16 protein-coding genes are annotated in these 15,724 nt (G+C 36.0%); 15 read left to right on the top strand and 1 reads right to left on the bottom strand.

All coding sequences use genetic code 11. The features are described from left to right. From ISU02_RS11825 to ISU02_RS11790, 8 genes are all read left to right on the top strand, one after another. A complete protein-coding gene (locus ISU02_RS11825; protein WP_194702049.1) occupies positions 1-717 on the top strand; it encodes a YebC/PmpR family DNA-binding transcriptional regulator in 717 nt (238 codons plus the stop codon). Positions 718-1,666: 949 nt separating this feature from the next. Then, positions 1,667-2,284, top strand: a complete 618-nt coding sequence (locus ISU02_RS11820; protein WP_194702048.1) for a class I SAM-dependent DNA methyltransferase — start codon at positions 1,667-1,669, stop codon at positions 2,282-2,284. 20 nt (positions 2,285-2,304) lie between these two features. Next, positions 2,305-3,138: a VanW family protein gene (locus tag ISU02_RS11815; protein ID WP_323985040.1), complete on the top strand. Its 834-nt coding sequence runs from the start codon at positions 2,305-2,307 to the stop codon at positions 3,136-3,138. A 52-nt stretch (positions 3,139-3,190) separates the two neighbouring features. Continuing rightward, on the top strand, positions 3,191-3,370 hold the full coding sequence (locus ISU02_RS11810) for a hypothetical protein (protein WP_194702047.1): 180 nt from the start codon (positions 3,191-3,193) through the stop codon (positions 3,368-3,370). A 26-nt stretch (positions 3,371-3,396) separates the two neighbouring features. After that, the gene (locus tag ISU02_RS11805; protein ID WP_194702046.1) at positions 3,397-3,834 is read left to right on the top strand and encodes a J domain-containing protein; all 438 of its coding nucleotides are present in this window, start codon (positions 3,397-3,399) and stop codon (positions 3,832-3,834) included. A gap of 165 nt (positions 3,835-3,999) precedes the next feature. Next, complete coding sequence (locus ISU02_RS11800; RefSeq protein WP_194702045.1) at positions 4,000-4,602, top strand: class I SAM-dependent methyltransferase; 603 nt, start codon at positions 4,000-4,002, stop codon at positions 4,600-4,602. A gap of 148 nt (positions 4,603-4,750) precedes the next feature. Then, positions 4,751-6,451: a GGDEF domain-containing protein gene (locus ISU02_RS24330; RefSeq protein WP_194702044.1), complete on the top strand. Its 1,701-nt coding sequence runs from the start codon at positions 4,751-4,753 to the stop codon at positions 6,449-6,451. A 526-nt stretch (positions 6,452-6,977) separates the two neighbouring features. Further along, positions 6,978-8,630, top strand: coding sequence for a glutamine--tRNA ligase/YqeY domain fusion protein (locus ISU02_RS11790; protein ID WP_194702043.1), 1,653 nt, complete (start codon positions 6,978-6,980; stop codon positions 8,628-8,630). A gap of 26 nt (positions 8,631-8,656) precedes the next feature. Here the strand turns inward: ISU02_RS11790 and ISU02_RS11785 are convergent, their stop codons facing one another. Next, positions 8,657-9,037: a bacteriohemerythrin gene (locus ISU02_RS11785; protein WP_194702042.1), complete on the bottom strand. Its 381-nt coding sequence runs from the start codon at positions 9,035-9,037 to the stop codon at positions 8,657-8,659. 89 nt (positions 9,038-9,126) lie between these two features. Here ISU02_RS11785 and ISU02_RS11780 point away from each other — a divergent pair, with 89 nt between their 5' ends. The 7 genes from ISU02_RS11780 (at position 9,127) to ISU02_RS11750 (ending at position 15,679) form a co-directional block, all read left to right on the top strand. Then, the gene (locus tag ISU02_RS11780) at positions 9,127-10,269 is read left to right on the top strand and encodes a metallophosphoesterase family protein (RefSeq protein ID WP_194702041.1); all 1,143 of its coding nucleotides are present in this window, start codon (positions 9,127-9,129) and stop codon (positions 10,267-10,269) included. After that, positions 10,269-11,447 carry a flagellin lysine-N-methylase gene (gene fliB / locus ISU02_RS11775; protein ID WP_194702040.1) on the top strand — a complete coding sequence of 393 codons (1,179 nt, stop codon included), beginning with the start codon at positions 10,269-10,271 and terminating at the stop codon, positions 11,445-11,447. Before ISU02_RS11780 ends, fliB begins: the two co-directional genes overlap by 1 nt. 44 nt (positions 11,448-11,491) lie before the next feature. Next, the gene (locus tag ISU02_RS11770) at positions 11,492-12,241 is read left to right on the top strand and encodes a TSUP family transporter (RefSeq protein WP_323985039.1); all 750 of its coding nucleotides are present in this window, start codon (positions 11,492-11,494) and stop codon (positions 12,239-12,241) included. An 81-nt stretch (positions 12,242-12,322) separates the two neighbouring features. Next, on the top strand, positions 12,323-12,538 hold the full coding sequence (locus ISU02_RS11765; RefSeq protein ID WP_194702039.1) for a hypothetical protein: 216 nt from the start codon (positions 12,323-12,325) through the stop codon (positions 12,536-12,538). 162 nt (positions 12,539-12,700) lie between these two features. Next, positions 12,701-13,534 (top strand): PRD domain-containing protein, encoded by an 834-nt coding sequence (locus ISU02_RS11760; protein ID WP_207736277.1) that lies wholly within the window; start codon positions 12,701-12,703, stop codon positions 13,532-13,534. Positions 13,535-13,719: 185 nt separating this feature from the next. After that, positions 13,720-15,090, top strand: coding sequence for an N-acetylglucosamine-specific PTS transporter subunit IIBC (gene nagE / locus ISU02_RS11755; RefSeq protein ID WP_194702037.1), 1,371 nt, complete (start codon positions 13,720-13,722; stop codon positions 15,088-15,090). Between the two features lie 103 nt (positions 15,091-15,193). Next, positions 15,194-15,679, top strand: coding sequence for a PTS sugar transporter subunit IIA (locus tag ISU02_RS11750; protein ID WP_194702036.1), 486 nt, complete (start codon positions 15,194-15,196; stop codon positions 15,677-15,679). Positions 15,680-15,724: the final 45 nt, after the last annotated feature.

Raw genomic sequence — 15,724 nt, 5'->3', positions numbered from 1 at the left:
TTGGGAAGAATAGGAACGATTATTCAAAGAAAAGGTAAACAAGATGCTAAAAAGGCAAAAGAGTTTACAAAATTAGGAAGATATATTATGGTGGCTGCTAAAGAAGGTGGCGGAGATCCAGAATACAATGCAGCACTAAAATCTGCAATTGAAAAAGCAAAAGCGGCAAATATGCCAAATGATAACATTGATCGAGCGGTTAAAAAAGGCGTCGGTGATGGCGATGGTGCAGTATTTACTGAGTTGACTTATGAAGGTTATGGTCCAGGTGGTGTGGCTGTGCTTGTGGAATGTCTTACGGATAATACAAATAGAACTGCAGCAGATGTCAGAAGTTATTTTTCAAAAGGTAAAGGCAATCTTGGCACTAATGGTTGTGTGTCTTTCATGTTTGATCGCAAAGGTGTCCTTGTTATCGATAAAAAAGAGGGCATGGATGATGAAGAGATAGAAATGGCAGCAATTGAAGCAGGTTGTGAAGATTTTTCGGTTGAAGAAGATCACTATGAAATCTACACAGAAATCGGTGATTTCGCGGATGTACGTGATGCAATAGCTGGACAAGGCTATGAATTCAGCATGGCAGAGCTTCGTTATCTACCACAAACCATGACAGCACTCACCAGTGAAGACGACATCAAAAACATGCAAAAACTCATCGATCTCATGGAAGACAACGACGACGTCCAAAACGTGTATCACAACTGGGAAGAATAAGTTAAGGAGCGAGAGGCAGCAACTGCAAAGCAGATGCGTTTGAGCGACTGGTTTTTCACACAGTGAAAAAAACAACCTTTTGTCTTATAGAGCGAGAGGCAGCAACAGCAAAGCAGATGCGTTCGAGCGACTGGTTTTTCACACAGTGAAAAAAACAACCTTTTGTCTTATAGAGCGAGAGGCAGCAACAGCAAAGCAGATGCGTTCGAGCGACTGGTTTTTCACACAGTGAAAAAAAACAACCTTTTGTCTTATAGAGCGAGAGGCAGCAACTGCAAAGCAGATGCGTTCGAGCGACTGGTTTTTCACACAGTGAAAAAAACAACCTTTTGTCTTATAGAGCGAGAGGCAGCAACTGCAAAGCAGATGCGTTCGAGCGACTGGTTTTTCACACAGTGAAAAAAACAACCTTTTGTCTTATAGAGCGAGAGGCAGCAACAGCAAAGCAGATGCGTTCGAGCGACGAAAGGAATACCGAACACCTTCAGCAGATTGTTTAAACAAATGACTGAAGGTGTTTTTATGTTGAAATGAGTCTTAATGATGTGTTTTAGGATATATATTAAAAGTAGTAAGAAGACCGCATGAATAAGAAGGCAGCATGAAGGTTTGATCGCACTGTTTTTCATATACAACGATATGAAAGCTTGAATAAAGCGAAAGTAAATGCCCAATTATAACGTCGAGTAAATTGATAACTGAACTATAAGTGGGTATGGATAGAAGTGAGCCATTGAATTTGTTATATATAGTTATAGTAAGCTCATTTTTATTATTGTATAATTGAATTAAAATGAAAATGCATTTACAGTGCGAATGCATATTGCTTATAGATGGGGCCATGCAATCCGGAAGTCTGAAAAAATCACCATGTATAGTCTAAAAAGCTAAAGTGGAATACATTTTTTAGAGTATTGGCATAATAGGATTATTAAAAATGGAGGAAAAAATGAATTTTGATCAACTTGCGAAAAAATGGGATGACGAAAAGAATATTGAGAGAGGTCAAAAAATTGCCGAGGCTATAAAATCAAAGTTTAAATCAGAACATTATGTTTCTGGTCTTGAGTTCGGTTGTGGCACAGCACTAGTGAGCTTCAATCTGAAATCACATTTTGATAAACTTTTATTGATTGATTCGTCTGAAGGCATGATTGAGATCGTTCAGAATAAAATAAATGCTTTGGATTCTGAATCAGTAACGCATATACAAGCGATAAAAATGGATTTGACATGTCAGCCTCTAGAAGAAAAGTTTGATGTGATTTACTGTTCTATGGTATTGCATCATATTCCAGATGTGGATCATATTCTTTCTGTTTTATATGAACACCTCAATGAGAACGGTGAAATATGCATTGTTGAAATCAATAAAGAAGATGGACATTTTCATGGAGGTCATGAAGATTTTCATGGTCATGACGGTTTTGGTCAACAAGAGCTTGCGGATAAATTAAAAACGTATGGGTTTAAGAATATCGCATCAGAAAACTTTTATTCTGGCGTGAAGGCAACTCGAAAGGGTGATGTACCCTATTCACTCTTTATTTTAAATGCAGTTAAGTAATTGACATAGGAGGGACTGAGGTGGATCAATTTGAACATCTGAAGCCCATATACAGATCGAAACTCAGGGCTTTTTTGGGACGTAAGTATTACACTTATAGACGTTATATAGAATGGTTTATTCACCATCATAAATTTGCAAAACAGAACTCAAAGATAAATTTGGATTTTTGCATTATCAAGCATCAAACGCCATTATATCGACCCTTAAAAAATGTCGATATGTGGTTGCAAGATAACAAAGTCAATAATTTGAAAATTGCGATTAGACAAATTGATGGGATTATCATCAAACCTGGAGAGACTTTTTCTTATTGGAAATTGATCGGTAATCCCACTGCTTCAAAAGGCTATAAAGATGGCATGATCTTGCACTATGGCAGCTTTAAAGCAGGTGTTGGTGGCGGACTTTGTCAGCTCTCCAATCTAATTTACTGGATGACATTACATACGCCACTTACAGTTACAGAAAGGCATCGTCATAGTTTTGATGTCTTTCCGGATGCCAACAGGACGCAACCTTTTGGAAGCGGCGCCACTTGTGTTTATAATTACAGGGATTTGCGCATTTTAAACGATACCGATGAAGATTATCAAATTAGGCTTTTTATAGAGAATGATTGTTTGGTGGGCATTATTTTATCCAATAGGCCTCAGTATTTTAAATACAATATTTATGAGAGAAATCATAAATTCACACTTCAATTTTGGGGTGCATATGTCAGACACAATGAAATAAGAAGAGTTGTAAAAAGTATGAATGATGATAAAATTATAGATGAGCACGTATGTGAAAATCATGCGCTCATGATGTATGAGCCGCTTTTAGAATCGGGTGACAATACTCTAGAATAATTGTTTATTTTATATAACCTGTTAATTTTATAATGAGAATGGAGGCAAGCCGTTGAGACTTGGATTAGTGGCAATAAGTTGGACATTTATTTTTCAATTACTCAATATAGTGTTAATATTAGCACTTTTTATTGGAATTCCATATTTTGTATATAAAAAGTATAAAAAGCTTGAAAAACGATTGGAAATAATTGAGGATGATTTGAAATCCATTTCAGCTAAAGATGAGTAGAACTTAAAATCTATGGGGGGGACTTAATGAATAGGATGGAACTTGTGAAAAAATTGAGGCAATTAAAGAAGCAAGAGATCGCCATTAGATTTAGTTATAGACCAAGACCAGAGGGCGTGGCATTAATTTGGAATCAGTTTTTTTCATCAGATCTTAAATCGAATCAAGTGACTTATCCTGTAACCGTTTTATTAGACATGTCGCATGAGGATCGAAAAGAAGTCTTTACATGTTTTTTTTTCGCTGTATATCACCAGTATTATAAAGAGAATGGACTTCCACTGACGCAGTTATTTGATCCAATTCATTTAGAGGCATTGGGGTTAAATGTGCATGCCACGGAAGAAGAGATCAAAAAACGCTTTAAAGAGCTCGCCAAGTTGCATCATCCTGACAAAGGTGGCGATTCCAGTATTTTTATTGAAATCTTAGATGCTTATGAAAAGTTAAAAGAGAAATTTTGATAAAGTGATGGCAGGTGTATGGGCTTATGAATAGTGGGCTTATTCTGCCATTTCTTGATCCATTTTTATCTTGGCGTTATTCTATAGGATTAATGGAATCGGATATTCTTATGAGAGTTGACAGAGAAAGTTGTCAAAGAAAGTTGTCAAAGAAAGGATGAGCATGTGAATATATATGATTTATTTATGGCCCCATTTGAAAACAGTGGATTAAAAGAAATGAGAATGCAATTGATTTCAAAGGCAAGTGGAAACTGCCTAGAACTTGGTGTTGGCAGTGGCGCCAATCTCTTGTACTATGATGTTTACAAAGTGTCTCATTTGATTGCATCCGATCTTGATGAAACTGAAAAAATCGAGTCTAAGATCCGGGAAAAATTAGATCTTCTATTGGAAAAGGTGCCAGACGGAAATGTGAAAGTGATGCAACTGAATGTTGAAAATTTGCCTTTTGAAGATAATACTTTCGATACGGTGGTTTCAACGCTTATTTTTTGTTCGGTACCAGATGTTCTCAAAGGATTATCAGAAATAAAGCGCGTTTTAAAACCAAGTGGAACGTTTATTTTTATTGAGCATGTATTGTCTAAGTCACCTATTAAAGCACCTGTTATGAACTTTTTGACTCCGGCTTGGAAAACAATTGCAAATGGATGTCACCTCAATAGAGACTTTGAATCTGCATTAAATCAAAGTGGTTACTCAATTAAAGAACATCATTTTGTAATAAGTGATGTTTTTTATGGTGGGATAGCAAGTCCGTCCTAACGTAAAGTTCAAAATGGGGTAATCGCTTATAGGAAAGCAGTTTGAACTTAGAAAACGGATACAGGAGTATGTTAGTGGTGTATCAAACTGTTACAGAGGCATCAAACAATAAATCATACATCTAAGATTAAATAAATCAGGAGTCATTGTGGAATCTAGGAAAGCGTTTTTAGAAAGCGTACAAAAATTAAAAAAAGCAAAACCATATATTACTTTTTTATTGACTTTTACCTTCATTATTTTCATCGCAAGTCTTTCTCCAGAGAAGGATTTATCGATTGCCAAGGGCCCGGTGTATGATTTAAATATGGACTGGCAAGTTTTGACGGATAAGCAGAAAATAGAACATGTTAATTTGCCCTATACGATTAAAGACGTTGACAATGATGCAGTATTTAAAGTGAAAAAAATTTTGGATGAGGCATTCCCAGAGGGCATGTCTCTTAGAATACGTGCATCTATGCAAGATGTTACTGTAGTTGCTGACCATAAAGTAATCTATCAAAGTAATCGTATAAATGAGGGAAGATTGGTATTTCCTGAGGTTAGCATGTGGCATTTTGTAGAACTGCCGGACAACATGGCTGGTAGAGAATTGAGTATTGAATTTAGAACAAGAATAGATACTTTTTCAGGTTTGCTTAATCCACTTTTTTATGGTAAAAAAGAAGCTCTGATTTATGATGTTGTAAATAGAAATATAACTGGGTTGATTGTTGCCATTACAATGTTGATTACAGGGGTATTGGCAGTTATTGCATCTATTGTTTTAAGCCGAATAGGTGATCATCGATTGTTCTATTTGGGGTTGTTTTCAATTTCATCTAGCATATGGATGATTTCTGAAATGCGAGTGTTACAGCTGATAACTGGGAATAGATTTATTCTTGGAGGCATAAGCTATTTGATGTTACCGCTTTTCACAATTGCGCTTACTAAATACTTAGGTATTGTCGTCTTATCTAAACATGAAAAAACCATCAAGATCATTGTCAGTATATTCTATAAAATGTTTTTTTTGGCTATTTTATTTCAAATGACTGGAATCGGTCCTTTTATTTCGACAACACCTATCACTCTCCTCGCAATTGGATGCTTAATTTCATGGGTTCTCAGTTTGATGATCTACGAGAGTTTTGTTTTGAAAAATAAAAAAGCAAGTATGTATCTTATGCATCTAAGTGTATTAATTGTGACAGGCTTTTTAGAAATCAGCGTTTTTTTTAGTAAAAAATTTGACTTATTAATTCTGTATAGCAAATTGGGTTTCGGCGTCTTTATGTTTTTTCAATTCATGGAGAGCATCAAATACTTTAATAATTTATTGGTGTTAAAAAATGAATCTAAATTGCTAGAGAAGATGGCCTACAGGGATATTCTAACCGGAGGCAATAATCGTGCTGCATTTGAGCGCGATTTAGATGAATTGTTGGGCAGAGTTTCTGGAAATATATTCAGGGTAGTCCTTTTAGATATCAACAACCTCAAGAATATTAACGACACATTTGGACACAGTGAAGGTGATCTCATTATCAAGTGGACATATGATTCGATTCAAACCGCTTTTTCGGGATTGGGAAAGTGCTATCGATTAGGGGGAGATGAGTTTGCATGTCTACTGAAGGATATAGATCTAGAAAAATATAAATCTGCCACAGCTCAACTCAACAATTTACTTGAAAAAGTTGAAGATCGACAACGCTATAATTTAAGTATAGCTGTTGGACACGATGTTTTTTCATATTCAGATCTGGAAACCAACATGGATTTTAGTACTTTTTTCCATAGAGTGGATCAAGCTATGTACGAACAGAAAAGAGCCTTTAAGTCCCAAAAGAGCACAATTTAAAGTCATGACTGCTAATGGAACATCATGAAATTTGGCAAAGGCAATCACTTGTATTTGATGCGTTTTAGAAATGCGGATTTAAAATAAATGATATTTTTTTAATATTTACAAGTGGCAGTTGACGTTCAAATCATCATATGCTATTCTAAGTAAAATTAGAATGAGCAGTTAAAAAAATAAGCAATTTAAAAGCTACGAAGAGAAGAGTAAGTAATCAAGGCAATCCAAGAGAGTTCACGTATGCTGAAAGTGAATATTGACGAGATTAAAGAAACAAGCCTCTGAGCTGCGTATGGATCTGAACAATAAAAGGTTAGCGTTATTTATGCGACATTGTTCTGTGATGTTACGACAGGTGCTCCTGTTATAGAGCTAGAGTATCCCCATTTGGCGTACTTGATGAGGTTGATTCTGTGAGGGATCAACGAATAGAGGTGGCAACGCGATATAACATTCGTCCTCGAGTTTAAAGACTCGGGAATGGATGTTTTTTTATTTTTTGATTTTATATTTTAGGAGGTATAGGATGAACGATAATTATATTCACAAGATGATGGCAGAAGATATTCTAAATGGTGAGTACACGAGACCAATATGCACGAGATTTCCACCTGAACCCAATGGATATCTTCATATTGGCAGTTTATATGCCATCCATTTCAGCTATTTTGCAGCTCATAAGTTTGGCGGTAAATTTAACTTGAGATTTGATGATACCAATCCACTTAAAGAAGACATGGAGTTCGTAAATGCCATTATAGAGGATATGAAATGGATGGGATGGATTGATGAAGAGCGAATTTTCTTCGGTTCAGATTATTCCGATTTTTTCTATGATTGCGCTGTAAAATTAATAAAACTTGGAAAGGCCTATGTATGTGATTTATCTCAAGATGAGCTCAGAGATATGAGAGGCACACTTATAGAAGCAGGTACGAACAGCCCCTATAGGGAAAGAACAATTGAAGAGAATCTAAAATTATTGGAAGAAATGAAAGCAGGTGTTTATCCAGATGGCAGTAAAACTTTAAGAGCAAAGATAGATATGGCTTCTCCAAATATAAACATGAGAGATCCAGTGATTTATCGAATTCTTCATGAATCACATTATAGAACAGGTGACAAATGGTGCATTTATCCCATGTATGACTACGCACATCCCTTGCAAGATGCCTATGAAGGTGTGACGCATTCTCTTTGCTCAATTGAATTTAGAAATCACAGACCCCTCTACGAGTGGGTACTTGAAACGCTCGAAATTGCAGAACCTCCTAGACAACGAGAGTTTGGTCGTATGAATATGACTGGCGTAGTCACCAGTAAACGATATCTAAAAGAGTTGGTCTATGGCAAATACGTCAGTGGATGGGATGATCCTAGAATGCCAACGATTAAAGGATTGAGACGAAGAGGGTATACCAAGGAAGCCATTAGTGACTTTATACACAGTTTAGGCGTTTCAAAAGACCAAAGTACAGTGGATATTTCAATGTTGGATCATTGTCTTAGAAAAGATTTAAAAGAAAGAGTGCCAAGTTTGATGTGTGTTTTAAATCCAATCAAGGTGACGATTACAAATTATCCCGATGATAAGTTGGAATGGTTGGCAATAGATAACAACGCCTCAAATGAGATTCTTGGAATGCGTCAAGTGCCTTTTGGAAAGCATTTATTCATCGAAGGAGATGATTTTATGCTATCGCCTATAAAAGGCTTTAAAAGACTGACACTTGGAGGTGAAGTGCGACTTAAAGGGGCTTATTTTATAAAGTGCAATGATGTACGTGTGGATGAGGCGGGAAATCCTGTGGAGCTGCTCTGCACATATGATGTAGAGACAAAAAGTGGTAGTGGCTTCAGTGGACGCAAAGTAAAAGGGACAATACACTGGGTACATGCAACCGAAAATATAAAAGCGGAAATTCACTTGTTTGACAGATTATTTGAAGATGATGAGATTGCACGGGACAAATCGCTTTCGTGGCATGAGAAAATCAACCCGAATTCTCATATTATTTTGAACAATTGTTTAGTGGAGAAAGCTTTGGAAAGCGCCGAATCAGAAGATAAATTTCAGTTCATGAGACATGGCTATTTTACGATAGATGAAGTAACACAAAAAGAAGGATACAAATTTTATAAAATAAATAGAATTGTACCCTTGAAGAGTTCATTTTAAAATCACTATAATCACACTGGCATTTACTAAAATTTATGGTCTTCAATCAGGATGTGTTCTTCAATCCATTTCTTTAAAAAATTGTAGAGGTGCATGACTTTTATGGTGCTATAACCTTCATCGTGGTTTAACTTGATTTCTTCGTAAACACGTTTTTTCAAATCTTCATGAATTTGATGATGTTCTTGAAGCCCTGGATATTCCTTTTCGGCCATGTATTTTTCTTCTGTTTCAAAATGTATTTCAACATAATTTTTTAGTTCTTCTAATGTGCTGGGAATAATATCTTCAAAATCTGTGGAATAAGTAGACTCTTCTAAATTATTGAGCAGCTTAAATAAGATCTTATGTTGATTGTCAATTTCTGAATGATCTATTGAGAATTCATCGCGCCAATGTAGTGACATAAAAACCTCCTTGAATTTATATGATGTTGTATTATACCCAGTACAATTGTGCTATAATCAACTTGGATTAACTAAAGTGTGAGGCAAATATGAGTGAAAGACTAATAAATATAACATTGGGTGAGTGTGAGAGAATTATTGTAATCAGCGATATTCATGGTGGCCTAGTGCATCTTGATGCACTACTGGACCAGATAAAATTACAGGACGAAGATTTGCTCATTATCTTGGGCGATTTTATAGAAAAAGGACCGCAAAATATAGAAATGCTTTACCGTGCTATGTTACTTCAAAGAAGACCCAATACATTTATCCTTTCTGGAAATTGTGAATCTTTTGTGCATCAGATGATTACAAATCCTGAAAGACAAAGTATGATACAAACTTATCTAGATAAGGTTAATTATCCGTCACTTATCAGTGATTTATATGATAAAGCTTGTTGCATTGATATCAGAACTGAATCTTTTGATCCAAATGAGGTCCAAAGCGTACTTCAAGAACACTATGCCAGTGAGCTGGATTTTTTAGAAGCTTTGCCTTGGGGATTATGCGCACCGCCTTTTATCTTTGTTCATGCAGGTATAGAATCGGAAAGTAGTATAGACAAAAAAACACTTTTATCATATCCTGCTTTTTATGAATCGGAGCATCGTTTAGATAAAATTGTTGTGGTGGGACATTGGCCAGTATTGAATTATTTAGATCAACGTTTACTTGCAAACCCAATTCTTGATTTTGAAAAACAAATTTTAAATATTGACGGTGGTTATAGTGTAAAGTGGCATGGTCAAGTCAATGCTCTTGTCATTGAGAAAAGAGGAGATGCTTATGAATACAAGACATTTTTTTCAGATGATCTTGAGGAGATCAGAGTCAAGCAGTGTAGCCTAACAAGTATTGAGCCTCACTTAATGGCGGGTAAGCCCTTTAAGATTATGTGGAATGACAATGCAATAGAAGTCATTGAAGCTTTACCTGAATTTTCTCTCTGTTTAAAAAAATCCACAGGTGAGATTGGTTTTGTCAAAAATGAGTTCATACAAAAAATAGAAGACAAAACGTACTGTACAGAGGACTATATATTTAAGTTGCATTACCTTGAAGCAGGGGATTGCGTTCGATTTATTGGCAACTATGGCAATTATGCGTTCATAAAATATAATCATGAATATGGTTGGATTCCCTCTGCTTGCTTAGAAAAAGTCAGAGCGAATAGGGGGGGAAACTGATGAAAATTTTAAGACCCGATTATATGGAAGCTTTTAAGTGTATCGGCTCTCCTTGTGTGGACAACTGTTGCATTGGTTGGGATGTTGATATCGATGAGCAGACTTTTGAAAAATATCAAAAAATAAAGGGGAATCCTTTAGAAACGCTCATTAAGGATTTTATACACGTCAATATGGCGGAGCATGACTGCACTGTGAATTTTGCAGTTGTTTCCTTAATGGAGAATAAAAGATGCCCTTTTTTAGACGATACAAAGCTTTGTAAAATTCAAAGCAAATATGGAGAGGCATACTTGTCAAATGTTTGCGCCCAGTACCCTAGGATATACAATCGAATCAATAATAGATTAGAAGTTTCAGCCTCCATATCATGCCCAGAAATCGCAAAGAGTGTTTTGTTTAACTCTAAGGGCGTTCAATTTGAAACTGCTGAATGGGCGGATAAACGCCAAGTGATGATCAGTTACGATGTGAATACAAAGTTGAAGGCATTTAAGGGTAAACCTGCAGAACAACTTCAAAAAATTAGATGGATTTGTTTGGATATCATGCAGGATGGTGCTTTCAGTTTAGAAGAGCGCTTTGAAATTATTGGACAGTTTGTATATGGTTTAACTCAAGCACGCAACAAAGATGAGATTACAAATCTGATGAATCAATGTCGGAAAAAAAATGTTTCAAAATATGACTTGGATGCGCTTAGCAACAATATGATTAAACGATCAAAACAAATTTTAGATATATTGGACCCAAAATCGACGATTGTTTCTGAACGATTTTTACATCATTATAAAGAATCCGAAAAAGTGTTAAAGGATAGAGACTTAAATTTGAGAGCTTTAAAGCATCAATACTATGACTCATATTTTGAAAATAGAGGTTATATATTTGAAAATTATTTTGTGAATCACATGTTTAAATCACTCTTTCCCTTTACTGAGGCAGAGTGGATATTCCATGCCTACCTTTTGATGCTGTGTAGATATCAAATGATGAAACGACAGCTTTTAGGTATTGCAATAGCCCATAAAGGATTGACAGATGAACTCATATTAGATTATTTTCAAGTCTTTTCCAAAGCTATTGAGCACCACAAAACATTTATGTTAGATCTGACTGAATGGTTTGAATACATGAAAATAGACAATATGAAATCCGTTAAAAAGATTTTGCTTTAAAGGTATTGACTTAGAGATTAACGGATATTACATGGGAGGATATTGTGACGTTATTTATTATTTGTTTAGCTGGTTTTTTTGCAGCACTTGTGGATTCAATGGTAGGAGGTGGTGGGCTCATAAGTGTTCCAGCATTGCTTGCTACAGGAATTCCAACACATCTAGCACTTGGCACTAACAAATTTGCATCCAGTACAGGCGCAATCAGCAGTGCTTATCATTATTTTAAGTCGGGAAATCTCAACAAAAAAATGCTTATAAGATTAGTGCCTTTTTCACTGATTGGATCCGCTATAGGCGTCAATGTTGTCTTGGGTCTTAATCCAGATTTCTTGAAGGCGATGATTATTTTTCTGGTTGCTATTATTGGCATCTATACACTTGTTAATAAAAATTTAGGCCTTGTAGATCATTATAAAGAGCCCTCGGGATTAACCTACATGAAAGGAAGATTGGTAGCCATTTTAATTGGCTTTTATGATGGTTTTTTTGGTCCGGGTACAGGTTCCTTTTTAATATTTTCGCTAATAAAACTCTTTGGTTTTGATTTTAAAAAGGCAGCTGCTAATGGAAAAGTACTTAATTTAGCAAGTAATTTATCCGCGTTATTTTTGTTTTTAATCAATGGGAAAGTGGTGTTATACTATGCAGTGCCCATGGCAATTTCCATGATGATAGGGGCCAGAGTAGGCACGCATTTAGCGGTGACCAAGGGCTCTAAATTTATCAAACCCATCTTTGTCATCGTATCTTTTACACTGGTTGCCAAAATGGCGGTTGAAATGTTTGTATAAATCGCAATAGATGTGTTGTAAATATTTAATTGAGGGTATATACTTTTCTAAAGGATATGTGACGGCATTAATGGAGGTTTTATGATTGTAAAAATTGTGGCTAAAGAGGTTCTAAAAATTTTAAATAGAGATCAGTTTAAGTTGGACCCGTATCAGGTGATGGAAGAAGATCATTTGTTGGTAGAAGGCAAACTTTATATTATCATAGGGCGTGCATTTGATTTTGAAAAAGAGACGATTGTGTTCTTTGTAGAAGCAGAAGAAGACCGTGAAACTCAAAATCATTGGGGCTTGTGATCAAAAAAAGCGTTGACACAAGTTCTTGATGGTGATATTATTTTTTTAAATCAAACATTAGAAATGGTATGTTACTGTTAAATCAGGCATGAACCTTAATGAGAGTATTCATTAGCGTTCGTGCTTTTTTGTTTTTGTATTTGGGTGTTTTAGGGGGAGCTTGTGGAGTATAGGATTATAAAACCCATGAATCATAATGTAATATTGGCGAATGAACATGATTCTGATCAAGAAGTCATCTTAATTGGAAAAGGACTTGGTTTTAATCGAAAAGCTGGACAAACGATTTTCCTAGAAGATCATGAGATTGATAGAACCTTTAGAACCTATGACGAAAAGTATAAAGAACACTATTTGAGCTTACTCAAAGGAATTGACAGTGCTGTGTTAGGTGTTTGTGCTGAAATTGTGTCTGAAGCTGAAAAAGAATTTGGACAAATAAGTCAAAAGTTATTTTTAGTTCTATCGGACCATATAAGTTTTGCGCTTGAGCGCATTAAAAATGGACTAGACATTAGCAATCCCTTTCTCTATGAAATAAAAATGCTGTATTCAGAGGAGTATAAGATGGGATTAAAAGCGCAGCAGATGATTAGTCATTCGGTTCAAATTGAAATTCCAGAGAGTGAAGTGGGCTTTATTGCACTTCATATACATGCAGCAAGACATAAAAAGGACGTGAAAGATACTGTTAAGAATACGCGGATTATCAAATCTTTAATTGAAATCATTGAAAAGAAGCTGGCAAAAAAAATGCAAATGGGTACTTTGATTTATGATCGGCTGGTGAGCCATTTATGGTATTGCCTTGATCGAATTGAAAAGGGTGAAGCCATAGAGAATCCCTTGGGGGATACGGTGAAGATACAATTTCCAGAAGCATTTGCCGTTTCAGAGAAAATGGTTGAATATATTGAAAAATCTTTAAATAAGAAAGTCTCCAAAAATGAGATGGTCTATATGACCCTTCACATTGATCGCATAAGAAGAAGCTGACGTGTTACTGTTTATTCAGGCATGAGTCAAAGAGCAATGAGAGCATTGCTTTTTGTCTCATGCCTTTTTTATTGGATAGTATATGACAGGGATTATATTATGGATTATTATGACCTTGGCACATATGTGAAAAGGTTGTGATATATATGGCATTTATCTTATTTTTTGAAAGGGAGGAATTTTTCATGAACAAAGGTTTTGGAAACGTTCAAAGAGTCGGAAAAGCATTGATGACACCAGTTGCAGCATTACCCGTTGCAGCACTCTTACTGAGACTTGGTCAGCCAGATGTCTTTAATATTCCGATTATCTCAGCGGCTGGTGGCGCACTTTTTAACAATTTAGCACTTTTATTTGCAATTGGGGTTGGATTTGGACTTGCTAAAAGTAATCAAGGGGCCGCAGGACTTGCTGGTGCAATTGGATATCTTGTCATTAAAGACGTTACAACTGCAATAAATCCTAAAATTAACATGGGGGTTTTAGCGGGTATGATCGCAGGTATTATGGCAGGTGTACTCTATAACAAATTCCATGATATTAAATTGCCAGATTGGTTGGGATTCTTTGGCGGTAAGCGATTTGTTCCAATTGTCACATCTCTTTGCGCTTTGGTGCTTGGGGTTTTATTCGGTTACATTTGGCCGCCAATTCAGTTGGGTATTGATTCGCTTGGCACTTGGATTATAAGTGCAGGTGCGCTTGGTGCAGGCGTATTCGGATTCCTCAACAGATTGTTGATTCCAGTCGGATTACATCATGTGCTCAACTCATTCTTATGGTTTATATTTGGTGAATACGGCGGTGCAACGGGTGATTTGAGCAGATTTTTTGCTGGCGATCCAACTGCAGGTACATTTATGGCAGGTTTCTACCCAGTAATGATGTTTGGTCTTCCTGCAGTGGCACTTGCTATGTATACGACTGCAAAGAAAGAAAACAGAGCAGCAGTTGGTGGCATGCTATTTTCAGTTGCATTTACTTCCTTTTTGACTGGGATTACTGAACCAATCGAATTTATGTTTATGTTCCTTGCACCAGTCTTATATTTTGTGCATGCTGTCTTAACAGGTATTTCCTTGGCAGTTGTTTCAAGCCTTGGCATTTTACATGGTTTTGGATTTTCAGCGGGTGCGATCGATTATTTCTTAAACTTTGGATTGGCAACAAAGGCGTTTTTATTGATTCCAGTAGGATTGATATTTGGCGCAATTTACTATGTGGTGTTCGTATTTGTCATTAAGAAGCTTGACTTGCAAACGCCTGGTAGGGGTGAAAATGAAAGTGGCAATGATGAGCTCATTGAAGAACTGGGTATTTCCAATGTCGCATTTGGTTATGTCAATGCATTGGGGGGAAAAGAAAATATTATAGAAGTGGATGCTTGTATAACACGTCTCAGAATGACGCTCAAAACGAATGACAAAGTAGATGAAGAAGCGCTTAAAAAGCTGGGTGCATCAGGTTCAATAAAACCAAGTAATACAAATATTCAAGTTATAGTAGGTACAAAAGCAGAACTTATTGCGGAAGAAATGAAACAAATTTTAGGGTAGCCTATGTAAAATAAATCCTTCAAAGAGATAGTCTCTTTGAAGGATTTCATGATATGATAGGACAACAATAAATATGTATTGAGCACAAAGAAGGCGGTGTCAGATGTTTAATTTTTTAAAAAATTCAAAATCGGTTCGTATTGAGATGCCATTTGAAGGTGAGGTGGTCGATTTAAAGACGGTCCCCGATCACGTATTTTCTCAAAAAATGCTTGGAGATGGTTTTGCAATTTTGCCAAAGGCAGGTATTAATACAATTTGTAGCCCTTGTGATGGAGAATTGATTCAAATATTTCCAACAAATCATGCCATTGGAATTCAATCTAAAGAAGGGGTTGAAATGATCATTCATGTGGGTATCGATACAGTTGAGCTAAAAGGTGAAGGGTTTGAAAGATTATTAGAACCGCCATGTACTATAAAAACAGGGCAAGCACTTTTAAATTTTAATAGTGACATAATAACAGCGTTGAATAAAGAAACGATTACACCTGTTGTTTTTACAGAAATGCAGTCCATTAAGACGATTAAGGTTCATTATGGTATTTTGAAAAAAGGCGATGTTGTTTGCAAAATCACATTAAAATAAAAAACATGTTGTTTAAAGGGAACAAGTATAAGTCAATAGCGTTTA

The organism is Fusibacter ferrireducens, assembly GCF_015352425.1.
Lineage (GTDB): Bacteria > Bacillota > Clostridia > Peptostreptococcales > Acidaminobacteraceae > Fusibacter_A > Fusibacter_A ferrireducens.
The sequence above is the reverse complement of the archived record's forward strand: the minus strand, read 5'-3'. Positions and strand labels throughout refer to the sequence as shown.

Excerpts from the sequence above, each read along its gene's own strand:
- ISU02_RS11820 (WP_194702048.1), top strand. The coding sequence starts at position 1,667 with ATGAATTTTGATCAACTTGCGAAAAAATGGGATGACGAAAAGAATATT.
- ISU02_RS11805 (WP_194702046.1), top strand. The coding sequence starts at position 3,397 with ATGAATAGGATGGAACTTGTGAAAAAATTGAGGCAATTAAAGAAGCAA.
- ISU02_RS11790 (WP_194702043.1), top strand. The coding sequence starts at position 6,978 with ATGAACGATAATTATATTCACAAGATGATGGCAGAAGATATTCTAAAT.
- ISU02_RS11785 (WP_194702042.1), bottom strand. The coding sequence starts at position 9,037 with ATGTCACTACATTGGCGCGATGAATTCTCAATAGATCATTCAGAAATT.
- ISU02_RS11780 (WP_194702041.1), top strand. The coding sequence starts at position 9,127 with ATGAGTGAAAGACTAATAAATATAACATTGGGTGAGTGTGAGAGAATT.
- fliB (WP_194702040.1), top strand. The coding sequence starts at position 10,269 with ATGAAAATTTTAAGACCCGATTATATGGAAGCTTTTAAGTGTATCGGC.
- ISU02_RS11765 (WP_194702039.1), top strand. The coding sequence starts at position 12,323 with ATGATTGTAAAAATTGTGGCTAAAGAGGTTCTAAAAATTTTAAATAGA.
- nagE (WP_194702037.1), top strand. The coding sequence starts at position 13,720 with ATGAACAAAGGTTTTGGAAACGTTCAAAGAGTCGGAAAAGCATTGATG.
- ISU02_RS11750 (WP_194702036.1), top strand. The coding sequence starts at position 15,194 with ATGTTTAATTTTTTAAAAAATTCAAAATCGGTTCGTATTGAGATGCCA.